A 19,936-nucleotide genomic window follows, 5' to 3' on the forward strand; every position below is an offset into this window, starting at 1 on the left:
GGGCGACTAGGCTGCCCAGCCCTCTTCGACTGCCTTTGTCGCCACCTGAAGCAACCTCACCGACTGTGGCCCCGTGGGGATCATGCTTGGCATTCGGGCGGCAACTCGAAGCACATCCAGCTCCGACGGGGTCATCACCGTCCCGGCTTCCGCCCATCGCAACAGCAATTGCCAATAGGATGCCCCCCGATTCACCACCAGCGTTTGTGCCTCGACCTCGTTAGTTACCTTCTGATCCTTCCGAGCGGTGCGTCGGCGTGACGATGCAGTCTCTGACGATACAAGGTCTGCCTCCAAGTCATCGAGAACACTAGTGTCAACATATCCCTTGAGGTCCTCCCAGCAACGCTCGCGCTTGCACCATTCCGTCACGTTCGCAATGCCGGACTTCGCCGCGGTCGCAACGATCCGCTGATTGACCTGTGCGCCGATCGCGAGCAGCGCGGAGAGCAGCTCGTTGGACGGTGTCTGACGTTGCCAAGTGCGCTCGAAGTCCAGCGCCTGCCCGGCCTTGCCGAGGTGGTGCTGCATCAGGGCGATGGCATAGGTGACGATTTGCGCCCTGTAGCCCTGCGAATACCAGTCTGCCTTCTGAACGCTTCGCTCAAGGGCACGGAAGATGATCGCGCCGGCTACAGCGTGCCGGAACCAAGCATCGTTGAAGTCGATACCCTCGTCCTTCCAGGAATCGCCGACGAATTCGGCGAACTGCACAAAGTTCTTCTGTGAGCCGAAGCAGACGATGTGCGGCTGGCCTCTGAATGTCATGACCACCTTAGCCAAGTCGGTCTTGGTCATGACCTGCCCGCGCGGATTCTCGATGTCAAACTGCCGCTTCTTTGCCGGCGTCAGCCAAGCACCGGCGTTCGCGTACTGGCCTCGGGCCCGCTCGTAAAACCAGTGCGTCTGCATCAGCACGCCCTCCGGCGCTGGAGCCCAGAGCTTGCGGGAAATGCCCTCGATGCGGACATGGAACGGGTGGTTGGAGAAAAAATCAGCGTCGCTGACCTTGTTCTGGCTATTAGCGTACTGGGAGATGCGGGGAACCATCTCGTCGACCAAATCTGGCCTGATGACCGACAGCTTCATCTGAACCCGGATGCGGTCCAAGTTGACGCCTTTGTCCTTCTTCATCACGTTGAAGATCGATGCCGTGGTTTGGCCACCATTGACGATCTGCAAGTGCCGCAGCTTCGCCAAGCGAATGGCTCCGTCCTGCTGTACGAACTCAGCTTGGCTAGCGGTCGCCGATATGCCATTGTTGTAGGCAAAGAACAAGTCAGGCTCGTCAAGGATGGTCTTGCGGATTCCCTTGTTCACCTTGCCCTTAGCCTGCAGGAAGGTACGCACGTTCTGCTCGAGAAGCCGCCCGGACCAGCGGTTATAGATCGCCGCCAGCCAAGCACCCGGAATGACCGTCAGATAGGAAGCGCTGCCCTCACCGCCAGAGTTGGCCGCTAAACACGGGAGCGACTCGCCGAACATCTCAACCAAGTCGATTTCGATTTCTTCAGGCTCTGCTGACGCCACCAAGCGTTGGATCGCGCGTAGGTCCCATACCCGATAGCTCAGCTCGCGCCCTTCGTCTTGCTGGGGCGGAATCTCCTTGATAGCGCTCGACAGCACCTCGTCGGTGAGCAAATGGAAACGCACCCGACTGATGCCCGACAGTTGATCCGCAATTTGCCGTGCGAACCCCCAGGCCGGGTGACTCACGTCGATGGTGTCCCGGAACGCTGGCTTCGGCGCCCGCAAGAGGAACTTCTCGATACGGCGAAAGCAAGACTCCATGGCTGTCCTAGTCAGCGTCTGAACCTTCTCTCCGCCATCGAATTCGGCAACCAGAAGATCGAGGGTCAACCCCTCATCCGCGAACCCATACCCCTCGATACGCACGCTACCGTTGGGGCTCTTGAAAGGGAGCGGCACGAACTCCTGGATGTCACCGGATTCAACCAGGGCCCCAGCGACAAGATCAGTGAATGCTGCGACCGAGAAGTCGGCGGTTGCCGCACCTCGAGTGGCCACCATTTGCATAAGCTCGGCGTGGAACTCGTCCTCGGTCATGGCAGCGCCCCAACAGCGCCGGTGACGACGCCACACGCGACAGCAAAGGGCTGCAAGTCCGCCAAGCAGATCGAGTAGCCAACGTACTTGACGCCCGCTGGAATCTCCTCGACCGTCAGCCGTGGAAACCCATCGCGGACTTGGTAGTCGGCGACCGAAGTCACCGCAAACGACATGGCGCGATACTCCGGCAAGTCAACGTAGCCCATCGTCGCCAGCCTGTCCTCGAGGACTTCAGCATGTGCATGGTTCCCGGCGAGAAGTAGCCGAAGTTCATCCACGAGGTCTGGCAGCGTCAGGCTGTCATCCTGGCGGACAAGGCAGACCAGATGCAGAAAGAGGGGAACATCGCCAGACGTCAGCTGCTCAGGAGACGAGATCCGCACGGTTGGGTCCGACCCTGCAGCGAAGGTCTTCACCTCGACCAGCCGTCCATCGAACACGAAGTCCTGTGGGAGACCCAGCGGCCCCTGCCAGCACTCAACCGCCGCAGTGCCGACTGTCGTCACCAAGTAGTCCCGAAGGAACAACAATTCGCCGATGAGGCCACGAACCTCACGCTCGTCGAGCAGCTTCCCTATGCCCTTGCTGAGGAACTTCTGCCACCGCAAAAGCCGTGCGACGAGTAGCTGCAACCCCGTTGCCTCATCCATACCCTCATCCGCCGCAGACAGCAGGTCTAGGCAAAGCGCATGGAACATCTCCCAGTCACCCGCTGGCTCGAGCACGAGCTGAAGTCGACTATCCGCTGCAACGACCAGTAGCGCGACGCCCCTGACGGTTGGTAGCTCGACCGGGACGTGCTCTACATTCTGAAATCCAATGAGCAGAGCTAGCCGTCCGTCCGGCTTCCGCCCCCAGAAAGCATCGATCCTGAGCAAGCCAGGAATCCGAAGCACCGACAACGTTCCAGGCGTACCGGGAGGCAGGTCTTTCCAGGGATTCTCACGCATCGGCCTGCTCCGACTCCTCCGCTGCTTCCTCCAGGTCTTCCTGGAAGTTGCTCTTCCACCAGGTAGTGTTGACTACGTATTCGACCTGTTGCTCGGGCCGGCCCGTCGCCTTAAAGCTGATGCCCCAGGCGAGCGCACCGGCCTCCTCTCTTGGCTTCTGGTCCTGTAGCGGACTGCTCTCGCGCAGGAGAAGAAGATGGAGCATCAGCAACGGACGGGTTCGCGCAAGCCGATAGGCCTTGTCCGAGATGCTCTTGCCCTCGTTGCCTGAGATCGCAAAAAAGTCTTCGCGCGCTCTTTTCACCTCGTCTTCCGAGAGCCCCACCCTCTCCTGACCTCGCGAGGCTACGCGCGAAGACTTGCCGTTGATGCGAAAGTAGCCAACCCCATCATCCGCCTCGTCCCAGCTCGAGCTACGCTCCTGCAGCTGCACTGTTCGGCTTCCAAGCAGGAACGGGCCAGCGTCGGCCTTGGAGGGGCTAAATAGGCAGACGTCCCACTCGGGCATCTCGTCAAGCTCCCGCGCCTGGATGTAAGCGTTGACAGGCGCGGCTTGGGTCTTGATGCAGAGGTCGTCGTAGTTGCGGAAGCGCTCGATGAAGTCGCGCACCTCGGCGGCACTGACACCGGACCACAGCCATCCCGCGTCCAAGGACACCGCCCTGGCCCCGTGCCGCCGATCCAGCGAGGCAACGAACTCCTCCGCCAGCTTCCGGTTCTGGTCGAGTACATCTTTTCGCAACGACGTCGTCTCAATAAGCGAACCACCGAGCGAGATGCTATGCCGGACCTGCTTTCCGGTTCGCATCTTGTTGCGCGCAGTGATGATGAGCGACTCGGGATCGGACCGAACCCTCAGACCGAATTCCCTGGGCGTGCGGTTGGCGCGCTCCATGCGCTTGAACTCGTATCGTAGTTCGTCGATGGCCTCGGAGATATGCGAGTACCAGCCGATGGCGTCATCCGTCATGTACACGCGGCAAACATCCGCGTACCCGTCCCTGTATCCGAACCATCGCCCCATCTGGAGAAGGGTGTCATACATCATGGAATTGCGCAGGAAGTAGCTCACGGTGAGTCCCTCGAGCGTGAAGCCGCGCGAAAGCGCAAAGCCACCAATGGCAATGACGTGCAGGCCAGTCTCCTCGTTCCTCTTGTAGTCGAGCGTGTCCGCCGACTTGCTGTTGATCTTCCGCACGTCCACGGGGCCGACCGCCTCTCTCAGACGTGCCTGCACATCCGACCACGTCTCAGGCACCTTCCCGGCGAACTGTTCATCCCAGACCCGGCGCAGCTCGGCGATGGCAGGGTCGCGAAGCGCCTGCGCCTCCGGCAGCGCCGCATGTCCTTGGCACGCCTCGAGATAACGGACCACTTCGCTCTTCACAAGTCCCGTGACCTGGGTCTGCACGTCGTTGAAGCGCGATACGTTGACAAGCATCGAGGAGTGGCTTGTGCCATTGCCCCGGCAGCAGCGCACGGCACGCGCGAGCAGGAAGGTGGCGACCGCCTCCTTGAGCGATGGCGGTAAGCTGGGCACCTTCCAAGTAATCTTGTGCTTCTCGGGCAACGTGGATTCCTGGTCTTCGACGGGGATGAGCGAAACGGCTAGGTCGCCGTCCCCGCCAAACAGTCGAGCCGCGCTGACGTAGTTCGTCGGCGCGTCGAGAGAAACAATGAAGTCCCGCGGGAACAGGTCTTCGCGGTCCATGGCGTCGACCGATTCTGGGTCGATGAAGATGTTTGCGAATGGCGTCGCCGTGTAGCCCAGGTACACGTTCTTGTCGAACAGCGACAGAAGCTCCCGAATGCGGGCGTTGATGCTGGTCGGGCTGTCTGCATTGGCCGACGTATTCACCGACGCGTTGTCCGCCTCGTCGTCGATGAGGAGCATCGGCGTACCGGAGATGCGCCCAGAGGGGTCCTTGTTCTTCTTCTTGAGCCACTCGACGAGGTTAGCGAGCACCTTGGCGTTCTTCTTCATGACCAAGACCAGCGGCTCCTTCAACGAGTCAATCGGCATGGTCAGTCGCGCATGCATCACCCTGAAGTCGTCGGCCCGGCTCGTCAGCGTAAGCGGTCTGCGCCCAAGGCCGAGTCGCCCCACGCCGACTATCGTGTCGCCGGCCTCCTTGTCAGAGTTGCTGCCGATGAAGCCCTCTTCGATCCGCTCCTGGGTCTGTGCGCGCAGGTCTTCCTGGATGCCCGCAAGGATCACGATGAATTTGTAGCCGTAGTCGGCTGCCTTGCAGATGACTCCGGAGTAGTTCGCCGTCTTGCCAGACTGAACGTGGCCGACAACGAGACCGCGGCGAGACCAGGGCTTGGCAACCAGCGGGTCTCCCAACAGGCCCACGATCTTGTCGGTGTCTTTGTCGAGGACGCCCAACACATTCGAGACGAAGCCCTTCTGGCTCAACCACCGCCGATAGCGCGGGTAATAGAAGTGGCCTTCGACCTCGGCTCGACGCTGCGGCAGCCACTGCTTGAACTCGCGGTCGAGCTCGATGGACGAAGCATCGTTGACGCGCACGAAAAGCTTTGTCTCGATGCGCTGTGCGCATAGCTCAAGCTGCTCGCCGGAGGTTTGAGACTTAAGGTCCGGACTAAGCATGAGCAGCGTCGTGAGCACCGTCCTTACGGACTCCGGCGTACGCTCAGGCATGGTGGCCAGTACGCCTATGGCATTGTTCTCGAGATCGTTCAATGTCATCGCTGTTTTCCCTTTATGTTCTGCTCTGCAGGGCGATACGCGCCACCTTGTCCAGCTCATTCGGCCAGGCCGCAAACGGCTCGATGCTGCCTAGGAGCGCCGTCAGCCCCTTCTGGTCGAAACCTGGATTGGCCGCGGCAATGAGGCGCGCTAGGGCCACGAGTGTGGCTACATCACAGGTAGTTGGCTCAAGCGCGCGCGGATTCGTCGCATAGTCACTGAAGAAGATCGCTGCAGGGAACGCTTCGCCGACCATGCGCAGGACTGCGTCGAGCCGCGCCCTGGTTTCTTGGTCGAGGTCCGCGCGAAGGTCGGCCACGAGGGGATGCTCCGTGTTGACCTCATATCTGACTGCCTCGTTGAAGACGCGCCTCTGCCAGACGGCAGTTTTAGGCCCTGAAGACACTGGCGTGCCGCGGTGCGTGTAGGGCCGTTTCGCCGAGGAACGGATGCGCTCGACGATCTGTTTCATGCGCGCTCGCACAGCAGCTGGGGGGCACGCCCGCGACTTCCTGACGTCGATGCACCAGAGCTGGTCTTGAGTGTTCGGGATGTCGACTTTGACCCGCGCGAGCTTGGTCAATTCTTCCTGTGGCGCGAGACGGAACCAAGTTCCCCACACGATTAGCCTGCGATTGCGGTAAACGTAGAAACCCTGATTCCGGAGATAGCCCTCAGTACCGGCCAAACGATGGTATTCGGCTTGAGCCACCTTGGAATGATGCGGCAACACGTAAGCTTGCATCCGCACGTCGCCGGTCTTCGTGACCACGCGTTCCTCTTGGAGCGCCTGCGTCGCCGGACTCGCTTCGTTGAAGGGATCGAATGCAGGGACCTCAGCCAAGTTAAGACGCATGGTCAGCTTGGCGAACCCACGTTCCCCACCAATGAAACGATGAAAAACACGGGCGACGTGCTCCCTAACAATCCCCATCTGCTCGTTTAGCTGTTGATGAGCCCGGTCGTCGCGCTGATCAAACTCGAGCCGATCGATTTTCTCCCACATCACCAGAGTACCTTGGGGTCCAAGCTCGCTGAAGCACGGCATCAGTGCGAGTTCAGCATCAGACGGGCGCTGCAGCGTCCATCTATCGGTTTCAGCCAGATAGTCCAGATCCCACCTCGCCGCTGATTCAACGCCATTGCGACGGGTCAGGACGGTTAGGCGGCGACATTGGGAAAACGAAGCAGTCTTCAAGCCTAGTCCGAAACGCCCGAGGTCATCCGTGCTGCGCTGCTCGAGGGGATTCCGTACACCGGGTCTCATGGCTTCCCGTAGGACGGCTGCCGACATTCCATCACCATCGTCGATGATGCCAATCCATGCACCATCCCGCCAACCGAAACGCACGTCAACCACGCTAGCTCGGGCGGTGATGCTGTTGTCGATGATGTCCGCAACGGCAGATTCCAGCGAATAGCCGATGTCACGCATCGCCTCGATCAAGGCGGAAGCCCTAGGCGGGAGCTCCTCAAACTCTACAGTGTCAAGCGCCCCCGGCTCATCGAGGTGGTCCCTATCGGCATTCATTCCGTTCCCTGATTTCCAGTGACCTGTTTGCTTTTGAGAGGCATGCCTTCTCTTGTTCGTCCCCGAAGATCGTACTGACAAATTAACTGCAGATGACTCAGAGCTTTCGCAATACGCTCGCGACTCGCCCATCAAACTGGGCTACTCCCCAACGGCGTGCCCATACGCATGGCGCTGTTTGCGCAGATGCTGGGGGTGCAGAGCCTGGTGCAGAAGTCCATGCGCGACGCGCCCTGGCGCTCGCCCTCGCACATCGGCCCGGACGACGCGCTGCTGAGTGACGAGGCCTGAGGCGCGGCCCAAAACAAAACGGCCCGCTTATGCGGGCCGTTTTGCTTCGTGCGACTGCTGCCTCAGAACAGCTGGAGGCTCAGCCAGTAGGCCACACCAGCAATAAAGGCTGAGGCGGGGATGGTAAAGATCCAGGCCCAGACGATGTTGCCCGCCACGCCCCAGCGCACGGCCGAGGCGCGCTGCGTGGAGCCCACGCCGACGATGGCGCCGGTGATGGTGTGGGTGGTGGAGACCGGAATGCCCAGCGAGGTGGCCAAGAACAGCGTGAGCGCGCCGCCGGTTTCGGCACAGAAGCCGCCCACGGGCTTGAGCTTGGTGATCTTCTGCCCCATGGTCTTGACGATGCGCCAGCCACCAAACATGGTGCCCAGGCCAATGGCCAGGTAGCAGCTGACGATGACCCATTGCGGTGGCGATTGGTCGGCGGTGGTCATATAGCCCGCAGCGATCAAGAGCATCCAGATGATGCCGATGGTCTTTTGCGCATCGTTGCCACCGTGGCCCAGGCTGTAGAGCCCGGCCGACACCAGTTGCAGGCGGCGGAACCACTTGTCCACCTTCAACGGCGAGGTGCGGCGGCAAATCCAGGCCACGATCACCATCAGCAGCGAGCCCAGCACAAAGCCCAGGGCCGGCGAGACGAAGATGAAGGCCACGGTTTTCATCAGCCCGCCAGCAATGAGCGCGCCCACACCGGCTTTGGCAATCACGGCACCCACGATGCCGCCAATCAAGGCGTGCGACGAGCTGGAGGGAATGCCGTAGTACCAGGTGATCACATTCCAGACGATGGCGCCGATGAGCGCGCCAAAGACCACGTGGTGATCGACCACGCCAGCGTCCACCGTGCCCTTGCCAATGGCCTTGGCCACGGCCATGTGGAAGATGAAGATGGCGATGAAGTTGAAGAAAGCGGCAAACAGCACCGCGTGCTGCGGCTTGAGCACCCCGGTGGAGACCACCGTGGCGATAGAGTTGGCCGCGTCGTGAAAGCCGTTCATGAAGTCAAACAGCAATGCCAGCACCACCAGCAAAGCAATGACCCAGAACGCTACCTGAATCGATTCCATGGAAGAGTTGCTCCGTGAAACGAGGATCAGGAGTTTTCGAGGACGATGCCCTCGATCAGATTGGCCACGTCCTCACAGCGGTCGGAGATGGTCTCCAGTTGCTCGTAAATGGCTTTGAGCTTGATGAGTTCGCGCACATCGAGCTCGTCGCGGAACAGGCGCGACATGGCCGCGCGCATGATGCGGTCGGCGTCGGATTCGAGCTTGTCGATTTCCTCGCAAGTCTTGAGCGCCGCTTCCACCGTCTGCGGCTGGCTGAGCTTTGGCAGCAGGGCCACGGCGTCGCGCACGCGCTCGCAGCAACGCACCGACACCTCGCCCAGACGCAGCGCATCTTCAGGAATGCTGCGCACGTCATAGAGCTGCAGCATTTCGGTGACGTCCTGCAGCAGGTCCAGGATGTCGTCCATGGAGTTGATCAGGCCATGGATTTGCTCGCGGTCGATGGGCGTGATGAAGGTGCGGTGCAGCAGGCGGTTCACCTCGGCGGTGATGCGGTCAGCCGCGTGCTCGGCGCCATCGACTTCCGCCGCAAATTTCTCGCGCTGGGTGGCGTCGCTGTACTCGCGCAGCATGGACATGAAGGAGCGCCCACCATCGGCGATCAAGGCGCCGTGCTGGTTGAAGAGCTCAAAAAAATTCCCCTCACGGGGCAGCAGTTTTCCGAAAAACATGGTTTCTCCTTACATCCACCTGGAAACCCAACGGGCCAGCAGCGTTCCGCCGCCAGCCACCCCAGGGGCGTTCGTTTTTATTGATGGGAAATCAACCAGCCTGGCGCTGCAGTCAGCGCAGGCAAAACCTCAAGTGTAGCGGGGCCAGCCTGCGGCGCGACCCGGGCACTGGCCCTGGGCTTAGCCCGCAAAGGCCTGTTGCAACCGCTGCGCCAGCGCGGCGCGCTGCGGCGCCGGCGGCTGAGGCCAGGCCCCAGGCAGCACATGCAGTGCCTGGTCTTGGCAGGCCAGTAGCGCCTGTTCAAGCGGCCCGACCTTGGGCCACACCCAAGTGGGGCACAGCTCCAGCAAAGGCGCCAGCACAAAGGCGCGCCCGAACATGCGCGGGTGCGGCAGCGTCAGGCGCGGCTCGGCCATTTCGCAGCCTTGCAGGGCCAGCAAGTCCAAGTCCAGCGTGCGTGGGGCGTTGCGGTAGGGGCGTTCGCGCCCGTGTTGCTGCTCAATGGCCTGCAGAGCGTCGAGCAGCTGCAGTGGCGCCAGCGTGGTTTCCAGCACCGCCACGGCGTTGACGAAGTCCGGGCCTTGCGCATCGACCGGCGCCGTGCGCCAAGCGCTAGACCAACCCAGGCAGCGCGTGTCAGGGCATTGAGCACAGGCCGCTATGGCCTGCCAGACGCTGGCTTGCGCATCACCGAGGTTGGCGCCCAGCCCCACCAGGGCCAGGCCTTGAAACACCGCACTCACCGCAGGCTCTGTGCTCAAGCGCTGTCTTTGCCCGCAGCCGCCGCACCGCTGGGGCGACGGCGGCGACGGCGACGGCGTTGCCCCGCGGCTGCGGCCTCGCCGCCTTCGGCATCAGCGGTATCGGTATCGGCATCGGTGGATTCAGCATCAGCGCCCCGCGCTGCAGCAACACGCGGTGCAGGCGCTGCGCCGGTGACGGCACCACGCGGCACGCGGTGAACCTTGGGCGTGCGGCGCTGGCGCTCTTCCACGCGCAGCTCGTCTTGCAGGGCGCGGCGTTCGTCGTCGCTGCCCAGGGCGTAGTCTTCCCACCAATCGGCCAGCGCGGTGGGCACCTCGCCCGCTTCGGCGCGCAGGGCCAGGAAGTCAAAGCCCGCGCGGTAACGCGGCTGCTCGATGAGGCGCTGTGGCCCATTGCCAGTGCGGCGCTCAAAGCGCGGCTGCATGAGCCAGATTTCGCGCATATCGGCAGCGAGCTTGCCGCGGCCAGAGATGTCGCCCACACGCGCATCAAACACCAAGTCCACGGCTTGCTGCAGAGCCTGCACCGCAGGCTCGCCCTGCTCTTGCAGTTTTTGCCAACGCGCTTGCACCTCGCGCCATAGCATGCAGGCCAGCATGAAGCTCGGGGCCACGCTGCGGCCTTCTTCCACGCGGCGGTCGGTGTCTTGCAGGGCCAGCTTCACAAAGCGGCCATGCGTGGTGTCAGGCAAAGCGCCCTTCTCGTCCAGCACGGCGTCCAGCACTGGGAAGAGGCCGCGCGCCAAGCCTTGCTTTTGCAGCTCGTCCAAGGTAGCCAGGGCATGCCCGGTTTGCAGCAGCTTGATCATCTCGTCAAACATGCGCGAGATGGGCACGTTGGACATCAGGCGCGAGAGCTCCACCATGGGTGCACGCGTCTTGGGCTCGATGGTGAAGCCCAGCTTGGCAGCAAAACGCACGGCGCGCAGGATGCGCACCGGGTCTTCGCGGTAGCGTGTGGGCGCATCACCAATGATGCGCAGCACTTTTTTGCGCGCATCGGCAAAGCCGCCGTGGTAGTCCACCACGATTTGCTGGCGCGGCTCGTAGTACATGGCGTTCACGGTGAAGTCGCGCCGCGCCGCGTCTTCGATCTGCGGACCCCAGACGTTGTCGCGCAGCACCCGGCCACTGGCATCGACCACATGCGACTTGCCCGCGAGCTGGTCTTTGGAGGTTTTCTCGTTGCCCTTGACCTGCTCGGCGTCGTCCTGCGTGAGCAGCGCGCGGAAGGTGGAGACCTCGATCACCTCGTGCTCGCGCCCGCGGCCGTAGACCACGTGCACGATGCGAAAACGCCGCCCGATGATGAAGGCACGGCGGAACAGGCCCTTGACCTGCTCGGGCGTGGCGTTGGTGGCCACGTCGAAATCTTTGGGGCGACGCCCCAGCAGCAAATCGCGCACCGCGCCGCCGACGATATAGGCCTCGTAGCCCGCGTCGGCCAGGGTATTGACCACCTTGATGGCGCGCTCATCCACCAGCCCGATGTCGATCTGATGCTTGGAGGCATCCAGCTCCACCCGTTTTCCCAGCGGGGTCTCGCGGCTTCTGCTCAGCAGTTTGTTGATGAGTGATTTGATCATTCGAAGAGTTTCAATACAGGCCAGCCACGCTGCTGAGCCAGGGTCAGCAAAGGCGGGCTAGGGTTGGTTGCAACAGGGTGGCTGACATGTTCGAGCAGTGGCAGGTCGTTGAGCGAATCGCTGTAAAACGTCACCCGCTCAAAGTCGCCCCAGGACTTGCCCATGCCTGCCAGCCATTGGGCCACTCGCGTAATCTTTCCTTCACGAAAGGACGGCACGCCAAGAACACGGCCTGTGTACTGCCCGTGGGCATCTCGCTCAAGCTGCACCGCAATCAGGTGCTCCACGCCCAAGGCCTCGGCAATCGGCGCCGTCACAAACTCGTTGGTCGCTGTCACGATGGCCAGCACATCACCAGCGGCTCTGTGCTGCTCCAGCAGCGCCCGCGCATTGTCGCGCAACATGGGCCGCATCACTTCAGCCATGAAACGCTCGCGCATGGCCAGCGCTTCGCCCAGCCCACGGCCGCGCCAGGCCGATGTGGCGAACTCGATATAGGCGTCCAAGTCCAGCTCACCGCGGCAGTATTGGGCGTAGAACTCGTCGTTGCGCTGGCGCCAGGCCTCGCCCTGGGCCCAGCCCACCCCCACCATAAAGCTGCCAAATGCGTGGTCGGAGTCTTGCGGAATCAGCGTCCCGTCCAGATCAAACAGCGTCAGGTTCATGGTGTGGTGTTCAGGGCTGCGGTGGAGGGTTGATGGGCTTCACGGCGCGGTGTCAGGCTCGCTGAGCATGCGCCGCAGCAGCGGCACGGTGATGGCGCGCTGGCTGGCCAGCGAGAACTCGTCCAGACGGTCCAGCAAGTGCATGAGGTGTTTGAGGTCGCGCGCAAAGCGGGTTTGCAAATAGCTCACCACTTCGTCGCCCAGCACCACACCGCGGCGCGCGGCTTCGCGGTGCAGCACGGCGCGCACCTCTTCCTCGCTGAGCGGTTGCAGGGCAAAAGTCGGCCCCCAAGCCAGTCGGGTGCGCACGTCTTCGCGCAGTGGCAAATCCACCGAGGGCGCGGCACCGGCGGCCACCACAGCCAGCCCCTGCGAGGCGGCTTCGACGAACAAGGTAAAGGCGGCGTGCTGCTGACCGGGGTCGAAGCGCTCGCAGTCGTCCATCAAGAGCAGGCTGGGTTGGTGGGGCAGCTCCCAGGGTTGGGGCGTGTTGGCGTCGTACCAGCCGACTTGCGCCCCTGCCTCCTGCCAGCGCTGGGCCAGCGCGCGCAGCACATGCGTTTTGCCGCTGCCCGAGGGCCCCCAGATGTAGACAGGCGCATCCCCCAGCTGCAGCGCATCCAAATGCGCCAGCAGCGCCTCGTTGTCACCGGGCAGGTAGTTGTCGAAGGTGTAGTCGGGCGGCGGCCCCAGGAACAGAGGGATTTGCTTCAAGCGGCAAGAACCTAATATCAGATGCTCGGTATCCCAGGTGCCCGGGCACGCCAGAACTGGCCAAAGGCCGATGCGAGCGCGATTCTAAAGGCCCACGCTCGGGGCGGTGGCGCAAGGCTGTGCAATCAATGCAAGGTCGGACCAGAGCCCAACCGCGCCAGCACGGCTTCCACGCGCTGGCAATCCGGTGCTGCGGGGCAGCTGCGCACGTAGTGCTGCAAGTCCTGCAGCGCGGCCTCGCGCTGGCCCAGCAGCTCCAGCACATAGCCACGCTCGCGGCGCTCGCGCGGGTCGTCGGGCAACAAGATCACCAAGCGCTGCTGCACCATCAGCAGGCGATGGGCGTCGCCGCTATGGCTGTAGACCTCGCGCAAATTGCGCAGCATGCGTGCCACCATCTGCCGCGCCGACACCGAGGCCAGCGCCTGCTCAAGAGCAGGCGTGCTGCAGTCACCCGTGGTGTGCAGCAGCCGCTCTTCGAGTTCATGCCGCGCCAAGGAGCGCCCGCTCAAGGGGTCCAGCACCACCTCGCCTTGTGGCAAGCGCAGCTTCATGAGGAAATGCCCCGGGAACCCCACGCCGTGCAGACGCAGCTGCAGCTGCGAACCCAGCTCCATGAAGAGCGCTGCCAATGTGATGGGCAGGCCGCGCCGCGTGACCAGCACGCGGTGCACAAAGCTGTTGTCGGGGGCGTAGTAGTCGTTGACGTTGCCGGTAAAGCCCAAATCGCCATGGAAAAAACCGCACAGCATGTGCAGGCGGTGTTGGGGAGGCGCATCGTCGGGCAGGCGTTGGCGCAGCCGCAGCCCCAGAGCGTCGATCTCAGCCATCACCTGCTGCACATCGAGCTGGGGGTATTCGTCCTGTGCCAAAGCAATGGCAGCTTCTGTGAGGTTCAAGCCCTCGTCGTCCGCCACCAAGGAGGCGAAGTACTCCAACGCCGTGGGGATCGTCCAGTGCTGCGACTTACTCATGGGCGCGAGTGTAGTCGTGCAAGCGCCGCAAACAAGCTCACACACGCCTCATGTATTGGCGCGGCTTGATTCCCAAACACCACAGCAAGCCAAAGTACAAGACGCCCGATGCCGCCATGCTGCCCGCCATGGCCAGAACACGCCAGCCTTCGTGCAGGGCTAGCCAATCCAAGCGCAGCGCCAGCCACCACAGCAGCAAGCCCATCGCAGAGCTGGCCAGCACCACTTTGAACGTGAACAGCCACCAGCCTGGCTCGGGCCGATAGCTGCCCTTGCGCCGCAAGCCAAGGAACAGCATGAGGGCATTGATGAGTGCACCCAACCCGATGGACAAAGACAGCCCCGCCACACCCAGCCAAGGCACAAACACGGCGTTGAGCAGCTGCGTGAGCACCAGCACGGCCACGGCAATGCGCACCGGCGTGCGCGTGTCCTGCTTGGCATAAAAGCCCGGCGCCAGAATCTTCACCGCCACCAACCCCAGCAGTCCGGCCCCATAGCCCATCACAGCCTGGCTGGTGTAGAGCACATCGCGCGCCCCGAAGGCCCCGCGGTGGTAGAGCACCGACACCAGCGGCACGGCAAACAGCAAGAGCGCCACCGCACAGGGCAAGGCCAGCAACACCACCAGGCGCAAGCCCCAATCCAACATGGCGCTGTATTCCTGCTGCGCGTCACGCGCCTGGGCTGCCGCCAGCTGCGGCGTCAGCACCACGCCCAGCGCCACGCCCAGCAGCGCGATCGGGAACTCCATCAGACGGTCGGCATAAGTCAGCCAAGACGCCGCCCCCGGAGCCACCCAAATGGCAATCTGGGTGTTGATGACCAACGACAGCTGCGCCACCCCTACCCCCACCAGTGCCGGGCCCATGGTGCGCAGCACCTGCCCCACACCGGCATGACTGCGTGCTTGAGTGAAGGCGCGCCAGCGCCAGCCAATGCGCAAATCCACACCCAGGCGGCGCACCGCAAACCACAACACCACCAGCTGCAACACCCCGCCCAGCATGACACCAAAGGCCAGGGCATATATCGGCTGCAAGCCCCAGCGCGGCAGCAGAGGCGACAAGACCCAGCCGCAGGCAATCACCGACAGATTCAAGAGCACCGGCGTGACCGCGGGCACGGCAAAACGCTTCCAGGTGTTGAGAACCCCCGCACACAGCGCAGCCAAGGACATGCAGCCGATGTAGGGGAACATCCAGCGCGTCATCACCACCGCAGCTTCCTGCGGTGCGTCGGCCAAGCCTGCGCCCAAGAGCCACACCAAGAGCGGCGCCCCCACCACGCCCAGCACGCAAGTCAGCGTCAAAGCCCAGGTGAGCACCGTGGCCACAGCCGCCACCAGCTCGCGCGTGGCCTCGTCCCCCTCTTGGGCGCGGGTGCGCGCCAGCACCGGCACAAAGGCCTGCGAAAACGCACCTTCGGCAAACAGGCGGCGCAGCATGTTCGGGATGCGAAACGCTACCTGGAAGGCATCCGTCATGGCAGTCGCGCCAAACAAGGCAGCCACCATCTGCTCACGCACAAGGCCCGTGATGCGCGACGCCAGCGTCAATACAGAAACGGTCGAAGCAGTTTTGAGTAGATTCATCAGCGGCCAGGCACCCCAGGAACAGCGCAACACCCCCAAGGCGCATCTCAGCTCAAAAGGGGCCCCAATACGGAAGCGGGCCGATTGTGCCTGCCCCGGCAAGCCCTGTTGGAGCCACTGCTCAGACCAAGCTTGCCCCAGAAAAACAGAGCAAATCCGACCCAGCTCGTGATGCGTTGATTGGAAGACGTCTTAAAGACTGCTATACTCGCCGTCTTTGCACCAACTGGTTGAAAAACAATGGCAAGCTCTTCCAAAGCCAAAAAGAAAACCGTGCGCCTGGCCTCTGGCCGTAAGCGTGCACGTCAAGATGTGAAGCTGAACGCCGCCAACTCGGCGCTGCGTTCGCAATTCCGCACGGTCGTCAAGAACGTGCAAAAAGCCATCGTGGCTGGCGACAAGTCCAAGGCCGCTGACCTGTTCAAGCATGCCCAGTGCGTGATCGACTCGGTCGCTGACAAGGGCATCTTCCACAAGAACAAGGCTGCTCGTCATAAGAGCCGTCTGTCCGCCAAGATCAAGGCGCTGGCCGCCTGATATTCCAGCTCTGGTGCAAGACAAAGCCCGCTTCGGCGGGCTTTTGTCATTCCTGCGCCAAGATGGGCGTCGATTGAATTGAAACGCCCTGCCCTGGCCGCTCAGGCCTTGGGCTGCTCGCCGTCGGGCAACCAGCAGGCTTCCACAACCTGCAACTGGTTGTCTCGGGCAAAGTTCATGACAAAGTCCCAGGCCATGGGCTCCAAGGCCTTGAGCGCCTCGTTGACGATGACGCACTTGATGCCGTTGATCACACGCGGCACGCAATAAGGCGAATACCCCAGGTGCGCGTCGCGCCCGGCCCGCGCGGCCCCAGGACGAAAGCTGGACATCGCGCCCGCCAGCCGCTCGGCCCAGTCGCTGGGTCGGAACGTGCGTCCGTCGACCGTCACCCCTTGAATGAATACTTCTCGCGGCTTGGAGGTCGTTGGGCTCATGGGCTTGGGAATTGTTGCTGGGGTGTCCATCCACCCGCTTGGGTGTAGACGCCGGGAGGAAAGCCGCTATTGTGCCTTGACTGTGTTGCAGCGCAGCAGGAGCAGATCGTATTCAGACCACGTATTGCTCAGCTTGCGCCGAACCTGCAAGGCCCATCAGGGCTGAACCTTAGAATGAATCGGCCGCCCCGCGCAAAACTGAAGTCGCTGTGCAGGCTTGTTTCGTTGCAGTCACCGCCTCATCACCCCCCCGCTTACCAAAGAGAGTCATGAGCACCCCCGATTCCACAGCCCTTACCCTTTCCGAACCCCATGTGCTGGGTGTTTTCAGCCGCTTGCCCGTTGCGATGTCGCATGGGCAAGGGTGCTGGGTCTGGGACACGGCGGGGCGACGATATCTCGACGGACTGGGGGGCATTGCCGTCAACACGTTGGGGCACAACCACCCCCGCTTCGTGGCGGCATTGCAGGAGCAGCTCACCAAGCTGATTCACACCAGCAACTACTACCACGTGCCTCTGCAGGAGACGCTGGCTGCCAAGCTGTGCGAAATCTCAGGCATGAACAAGGCCTTCTTTTGCAATTCCGGGCTTGAAGCCAACGAAGCGGCGCTCAAGATCGCTCGCAAGTTCGGCGTCGACCGCGGCTTTGCCGAGCCGGAAATTCTCGTCTTCGAGGGCGCCTTCCACGGCCGCTCGCTGGCCACCATGGCCGCCACCGCCAACGCCAAAGTGCGCGAAGGCTTTGGCGCGAGCTTTCCGGGCTTTGTCCGCGTGGCCCTCAACAGCGTGAGCGCGGTGGAAGAAGCCATTGCCAAGCACCCCCAGCTGTGCGCGATCTTCCTGGAAACCGTGCAAGGCGAAGGCGGCATCAACCCCGCACGCATCGACTTCCTGCAAGCACTGCGACGCCTGTGCGACAAGCACGAACTCCTGCTCATGCTCGACGAGGTGCAGTGCGGCATTGGGCGCACGGGCAAGTGGTTTGCCCACCAATGGGCGGGCATCGTGCCGGACGTCATGCCCCTGGCCAAAGGCCTGGGCTCAGGCGTGCCCATTGGCGCCGTGGTCTGCGGCCCGCGCGCTGCCGATGTCATGCGTCCCGGCAACCACGGCAGCACCTTTGGTGGCAACCCGCTGGCCATGCGCGCAGGGGTAGAGACCTTGCGCATCATGGAAGAAGACCAGCTCCTGAGCCACGCCGCCAAGGTCGGCCAGGAACTGCAACAGGCCCTGCGCGAGCAGTTGGCTGGCGTGACGGGCGTCGTAGAGATCCGCGGCCAGGGCCTCATGATCGGCGTGGAGTTGGATCGTCCCTGCGGTGCGCTGCTGGGCATGGGCTTGGAGCGCGGGGTGCTCTTCAGCGTGACGGCCGACCGCGTGGTGCGCCTCGTGCCGCCGCTGATCATCAGCAGCGACGAGGCCCGCCAGCTGGCTGGCACCTTGAGCGAGATCATCCGCCAATTCCTCAGCACCCAGACGCCCCCGCAGCCATGAAACCCACTGCCCAAGCCATTCGCCACTACCTGCAGTTCAAAGATTTCAGCGCCGAGGAATACGCCTACCTTTTTGAACGCGCCGCCATCATCAAGCGACGCTTCAAAAACTACGAAAAATACCAACCCCTGCAGGACCGCACGCTGGCCATGATTTTCGAGAAGGCCAGCACCCGCACGCGCGTGAGCTTTGAGGCGGGCATGTATCAGATGGGCGGCTCGGTGGTGCACCTCACCACGGGCGACAGCCAGCTGGGCCGCGCCGAACCCATCGAAGACAGCGCCCGCGTGATCAGCCGCATGGTGGACTTGGTCATGATCCGCACCTTTGAGCAAAGCAAGATCGAAGCCTTTGCCAAGCACTCGCGCGTGCCCGTCATCAACGGCCTGACCAACGAATACCACCCCTGCCAAATCCTGGCCGACTTGTTCACCTATCTGGAACACCGCGCCATGGACCGCAAAGGTGCCGTGGACCTCGACGCCCTGCGCGGGCGCGTGGTGGCCTGGGTGGGCGATGGCAACAACATGGCCAACACCTGGCTGCAGGCGGCGGAGATCCTGGGCTTTACCGTCCATGTCAGCACGCCCAGCGGCTATGAAATCGACCCACGCGTGGCAGGCATCAGCAACACCGGCTGCTACAAGGTGTTCAAAGACCCGCGACAAGCCTGCCAGGGTGCCGACCTCGTCACCACCGATGTCTGGACCAGCATGGGCTATGAGGCCGAGAACGACGCGCGACGCCTGGCCTTTGCCGACTGGTGCGTGGACGCCGCCATGATGGCTCAGGCCAAGCCCGATGCCCTGTTCATGCACTGCCTGCCTGCCCACCGTGGCGAGGAAGTCAGCGCCGACGTCATTGACGGCCCGCAGTCCGTGGTTTGGGACGAGGCCGAAAACCGCATGCACGTGCAAAAAGCCCTGATGGAATACCTCCAGCTTGGGCGTATTGGCTAGGCTTGCCCCTCGGCCACGCGCTGGGGCTGGGGTTTGTCCCTGAGGGAATGAGCACTTTTCCATCAGGTCACTGTCAGAGACGCCTGTCATGCTCGGAACGTCATGAGTCGCACTGCACTGATCACCGATATCCACGCCAACCGGCAAGCTTTTGACGCCGTGCTGGAGCACGCCAGCCAGCAAGGCGTCGACCGCTACGCGTTTCTGGGTGATTTCATTGGCTACGGTGCAGACCCGGCCTGGGTGCTCCAGCGCGTGCAGGCGCTCTGCGCCAAGGGTGCGATTGCGGTACAGGGCAACCACGACCGCGCCGTGGCCCAAGGGCCCATGCCGCACATGACGAGCGACGCGCGCCACATGGTGGAGTGGACGCGCGCCCAACTCAGCCCCGAAGACATCGCGTGGCTGAAGGCTTTGCCGCTGACACGACGCGTTGAGGACTGTTTTTTCGCCCACGCCAACGCGTTCGCGCCCGAGCAGTTCGCCTACATCCACGGCCGACTCGACGCCGTGCGCAGCCTCCAAGCCAGCCCCTGCACCTACAGCTTTTTTGGGCACATGCACGAGCCCAGGCTCTACCACCTCTCCAGCACCGGCAAGGCCGGCGACTTCACGCCCGAGCCCGGCACCGAAATCCCGCTGCTGCCCCACCGGCGCTGGCTGGCCATTGCAGGTTCGTGCGGCCAACCCAGAGACGGCAACCCAGCGGCCTGCTACGCCGTGTTTGACAGCGACCAGCAGGTCTTGAGCTTTCAGCGCGTGCCCTACGACGTCGACACTGCCGCGCAGTGCCTGACCGCTGCACAAGGGCTCAACCCAGAGCTCGCCCAGCGCTTGGCCACACGACTCCAAGGGGGCCAGTAGCCCCACCCGGCGCAGCGTCAGCCACACCCTGTCAGGAGATTCT

General features: G+C 62.8%; 18 protein-coding genes. 5 read left to right on the forward strand and 13 right to left on the reverse strand.

The window, feature by feature from the left end; genetic code table 11:
• Positions 1-6 precede the first annotated feature (6 nt).
• The 4 genes from ACG0Z6_RS14475 to ACG0Z6_RS14490 are packed head-to-tail and all read right to left on the reverse strand — an operon-like array spanning position 7 to position 7,180.
• Entirely contained in the window at positions 7-2,067 is a 2,061-nt protein-coding gene (locus ACG0Z6_RS14475) for an AIPR family protein (RefSeq protein ID WP_394462606.1), read from the reverse strand.
• Complete coding sequence (locus ACG0Z6_RS14480) at positions 2,064-3,020, reverse strand: PD-(D/E)XK motif protein (RefSeq protein ID WP_394462608.1); 957 nt, start codon at positions 3,018-3,020, stop codon at positions 2,064-2,066. The genes ACG0Z6_RS14475 and ACG0Z6_RS14480 overlap by 4 nt, the downstream gene beginning before the upstream one ends.
• Complete coding sequence (locus ACG0Z6_RS14485) at positions 3,013-5,733, reverse strand: Z1 domain-containing protein (RefSeq protein ID WP_394462610.1); 2,721 nt, start codon at positions 5,731-5,733, stop codon at positions 3,013-3,015. Before ACG0Z6_RS14485 ends, ACG0Z6_RS14480 begins: the two co-directional genes overlap by 8 nt.
• A 13-nt stretch (positions 5,734-5,746) precedes the next feature.
• Complete coding sequence (locus tag ACG0Z6_RS14490; RefSeq protein ID WP_394462612.1) at positions 5,747-7,180, reverse strand: ATP-binding protein; 1,434 nt, start codon at positions 7,178-7,180, stop codon at positions 5,747-5,749.
• A 252-nt stretch (positions 7,181-7,432) separates the two neighbouring features.
• Here ACG0Z6_RS14490 and ACG0Z6_RS14495 point away from each other — a divergent pair, with 252 nt between their 5' ends.
• Positions 7,433-7,555, forward strand: coding sequence for a hypothetical protein (locus ACG0Z6_RS14495; RefSeq protein WP_394462614.1), 123 nt, complete (start codon positions 7,433-7,435; stop codon positions 7,553-7,555).
• A gap of 62 nt (positions 7,556-7,617) precedes the next feature.
• Here the strand turns inward: ACG0Z6_RS14495 and ACG0Z6_RS14500 are convergent, their stop codons facing one another.
• The 8 genes from ACG0Z6_RS14500 to murJ form a co-directional block, all read right to left on the reverse strand.
• Positions 7,618-8,628: an inorganic phosphate transporter gene (locus ACG0Z6_RS14500; protein ID WP_394462616.1), complete on the reverse strand. Its 1,011-nt coding sequence runs from the start codon at positions 8,626-8,628 to the stop codon at positions 7,618-7,620.
• Positions 8,629-8,654: 26 nt separating this feature from the next.
• Positions 8,655-9,302 carry a DUF47 domain-containing protein gene (locus ACG0Z6_RS14505; RefSeq protein WP_394462618.1) on the reverse strand — a complete coding sequence of 216 codons (648 nt, stop codon included), beginning with the start codon at positions 9,300-9,302 and terminating at the stop codon, positions 8,655-8,657.
• 180 nt (positions 9,303-9,482) lie between these two features.
• Entirely contained in the window at positions 9,483-10,064 is a 582-nt protein-coding gene (gene folK / locus ACG0Z6_RS14510) for a 2-amino-4-hydroxy-6-hydroxymethyldihydropteridine diphosphokinase (RefSeq protein WP_394462620.1), read from the reverse strand.
• On the reverse strand, positions 10,061-11,653 hold the full coding sequence (gene pcnB / locus ACG0Z6_RS14515) for a polynucleotide adenylyltransferase PcnB (protein WP_394462622.1): 1,593 nt from the start codon (positions 11,651-11,653) through the stop codon (positions 10,061-10,063). Before pcnB ends, folK begins: the two co-directional genes overlap by 4 nt.
• Positions 11,650-12,318, reverse strand: a complete 669-nt coding sequence (locus ACG0Z6_RS14520; RefSeq protein WP_394462624.1) for a histidinol-phosphatase — start codon at positions 12,316-12,318, stop codon at positions 11,650-11,652. Before ACG0Z6_RS14520 ends, pcnB begins: the two co-directional genes overlap by 4 nt.
• Before the next feature lie 39 nt (positions 12,319-12,357).
• A complete protein-coding gene (gene hda / locus ACG0Z6_RS14525; RefSeq protein ID WP_394462626.1) occupies positions 12,358-13,032 on the reverse strand; it encodes a DnaA regulatory inactivator Hda in 675 nt (224 codons plus the stop codon).
• Between the two features lie 125 nt (positions 13,033-13,157).
• Positions 13,158-14,006 carry a SirB1 family protein gene (locus ACG0Z6_RS14530; protein ID WP_394462628.1) on the reverse strand — a complete coding sequence of 283 codons (849 nt, stop codon included), beginning with the start codon at positions 14,004-14,006 and terminating at the stop codon, positions 13,158-13,160.
• 37 nt (positions 14,007-14,043) lie between these two features.
• Positions 14,044-15,600 (reverse strand): murein biosynthesis integral membrane protein MurJ, encoded by a 1,557-nt coding sequence (gene murJ, locus ACG0Z6_RS14535; protein WP_394462630.1) that lies wholly within the window; start codon positions 15,598-15,600, stop codon positions 14,044-14,046.
• A 240-nt stretch (positions 15,601-15,840) separates the two neighbouring features.
• On the opposite strand from murJ, the gene rpsT reads away from it, so the two are divergent.
• On the forward strand, positions 15,841-16,137 hold the full coding sequence (rpsT, locus tag ACG0Z6_RS14540; RefSeq protein ID WP_394462632.1) for a 30S ribosomal protein S20: 297 nt from the start codon (positions 15,841-15,843) through the stop codon (positions 16,135-16,137).
• Positions 16,138-16,238: 101 nt separating this feature from the next.
• On the opposite strand, the gene ACG0Z6_RS14545 is transcribed toward rpsT, so the two are convergent.
• Complete coding sequence (locus ACG0Z6_RS14545) at positions 16,239-16,574, reverse strand: DUF3579 domain-containing protein (RefSeq protein ID WP_394462634.1); 336 nt, start codon at positions 16,572-16,574, stop codon at positions 16,239-16,241.
• A gap of 269 nt (positions 16,575-16,843) precedes the next feature.
• Here ACG0Z6_RS14545 and ACG0Z6_RS14550 point away from each other — a divergent pair, with 269 nt between their 5' ends.
• From ACG0Z6_RS14550 to ACG0Z6_RS14560, 3 genes are all read left to right on the forward strand, one after another.
• Positions 16,844-18,070 (forward strand): aspartate aminotransferase family protein, encoded by a 1,227-nt coding sequence (locus tag ACG0Z6_RS14550; RefSeq protein ID WP_394462636.1) that lies wholly within the window; start codon positions 16,844-16,846, stop codon positions 18,068-18,070.
• Positions 18,067-19,029 carry an ornithine carbamoyltransferase gene (gene argF / locus ACG0Z6_RS14555; RefSeq protein ID WP_394462638.1) on the forward strand — a complete coding sequence of 321 codons (963 nt, stop codon included), beginning with the start codon at positions 18,067-18,069 and terminating at the stop codon, positions 19,027-19,029. Before ACG0Z6_RS14550 ends, argF begins: the two co-directional genes overlap by 4 nt.
• A 102-nt stretch (positions 19,030-19,131) precedes the next feature.
• The gene (locus tag ACG0Z6_RS14560; protein ID WP_394462640.1) at positions 19,132-19,893 is read left to right on the forward strand and encodes a metallophosphoesterase family protein; all 762 of its coding nucleotides are present in this window, start codon (positions 19,132-19,134) and stop codon (positions 19,891-19,893) included.
• Positions 19,894-19,936: the final 43 nt, after the last annotated feature.

The sequence above is a fragment of the Roseateles rivi genome, from assembly GCF_043555845.1.
GTDB classification, from domain to species: Bacteria; Pseudomonadota; Gammaproteobacteria; order Burkholderiales; family Burkholderiaceae_C; genus Roseateles; species Roseateles rivi.

Bases quoted from the DNA above. Each gene is read 5' to 3' on its own strand.
- ACG0Z6_RS14475 (WP_394462606.1), bottom strand. From the start codon at position 2,067: ATGACCGAGGACGAGTTCCACGCCGAGCTTATGCAAATGGTGGCCACT.
- ACG0Z6_RS14480 (WP_394462608.1), bottom strand. From the start codon at position 3,020: ATGCGTGAGAATCCCTGGAAAGACCTGCCTCCCGGTACGCCTGGAACG.
- ACG0Z6_RS14485 (WP_394462610.1), bottom strand. From the start codon at position 5,733: ATGACATTGAACGATCTCGAGAACAATGCCATAGGCGTACTGGCCACC.
- ACG0Z6_RS14495 (WP_394462614.1), top strand. From the start codon at position 7,433: ATGGCGCTGTTTGCGCAGATGCTGGGGGTGCAGAGCCTGGTGCAGAAG.
- ACG0Z6_RS14500 (WP_394462616.1), bottom strand. From the start codon at position 8,628: ATGGAATCGATTCAGGTAGCGTTCTGGGTCATTGCTTTGCTGGTGGTG.
- ACG0Z6_RS14505 (WP_394462618.1), bottom strand. From the start codon at position 9,302: ATGTTTTTCGGAAAACTGCTGCCCCGTGAGGGGAATTTTTTTGAGCTC.
- pcnB (WP_394462622.1), bottom strand. From the start codon at position 11,653: ATGATCAAATCACTCATCAACAAACTGCTGAGCAGAAGCCGCGAGACC.
- ACG0Z6_RS14520 (WP_394462624.1), bottom strand. From the start codon at position 12,318: ATGAACCTGACGCTGTTTGATCTGGACGGGACGCTGATTCCGCAAGAC.
- ACG0Z6_RS14530 (WP_394462628.1), bottom strand. From the start codon at position 14,006: ATGAGTAAGTCGCAGCACTGGACGATCCCCACGGCGTTGGAGTACTTC.
- murJ (WP_394462630.1), bottom strand. From the start codon at position 15,600: ATGAATCTACTCAAAACTGCTTCGACCGTTTCTGTATTGACGCTGGCG.
- rpsT (WP_394462632.1), top strand. From the start codon at position 15,841: ATGGCAAGCTCTTCCAAAGCCAAAAAGAAAACCGTGCGCCTGGCCTCT.
- ACG0Z6_RS14545 (WP_394462634.1), bottom strand. From the start codon at position 16,574: ATGAGCCCAACGACCTCCAAGCCGCGAGAAGTATTCATTCAAGGGGTG.
- ACG0Z6_RS14550 (WP_394462636.1), top strand. From the start codon at position 16,844: ATGAGCACCCCCGATTCCACAGCCCTTACCCTTTCCGAACCCCATGTG.
- argF (WP_394462638.1), top strand. From the start codon at position 18,067: ATGAAACCCACTGCCCAAGCCATTCGCCACTACCTGCAGTTCAAAGAT.
- ACG0Z6_RS14560 (WP_394462640.1), top strand. From the start codon at position 19,132: ATGAGTCGCACTGCACTGATCACCGATATCCACGCCAACCGGCAAGCT.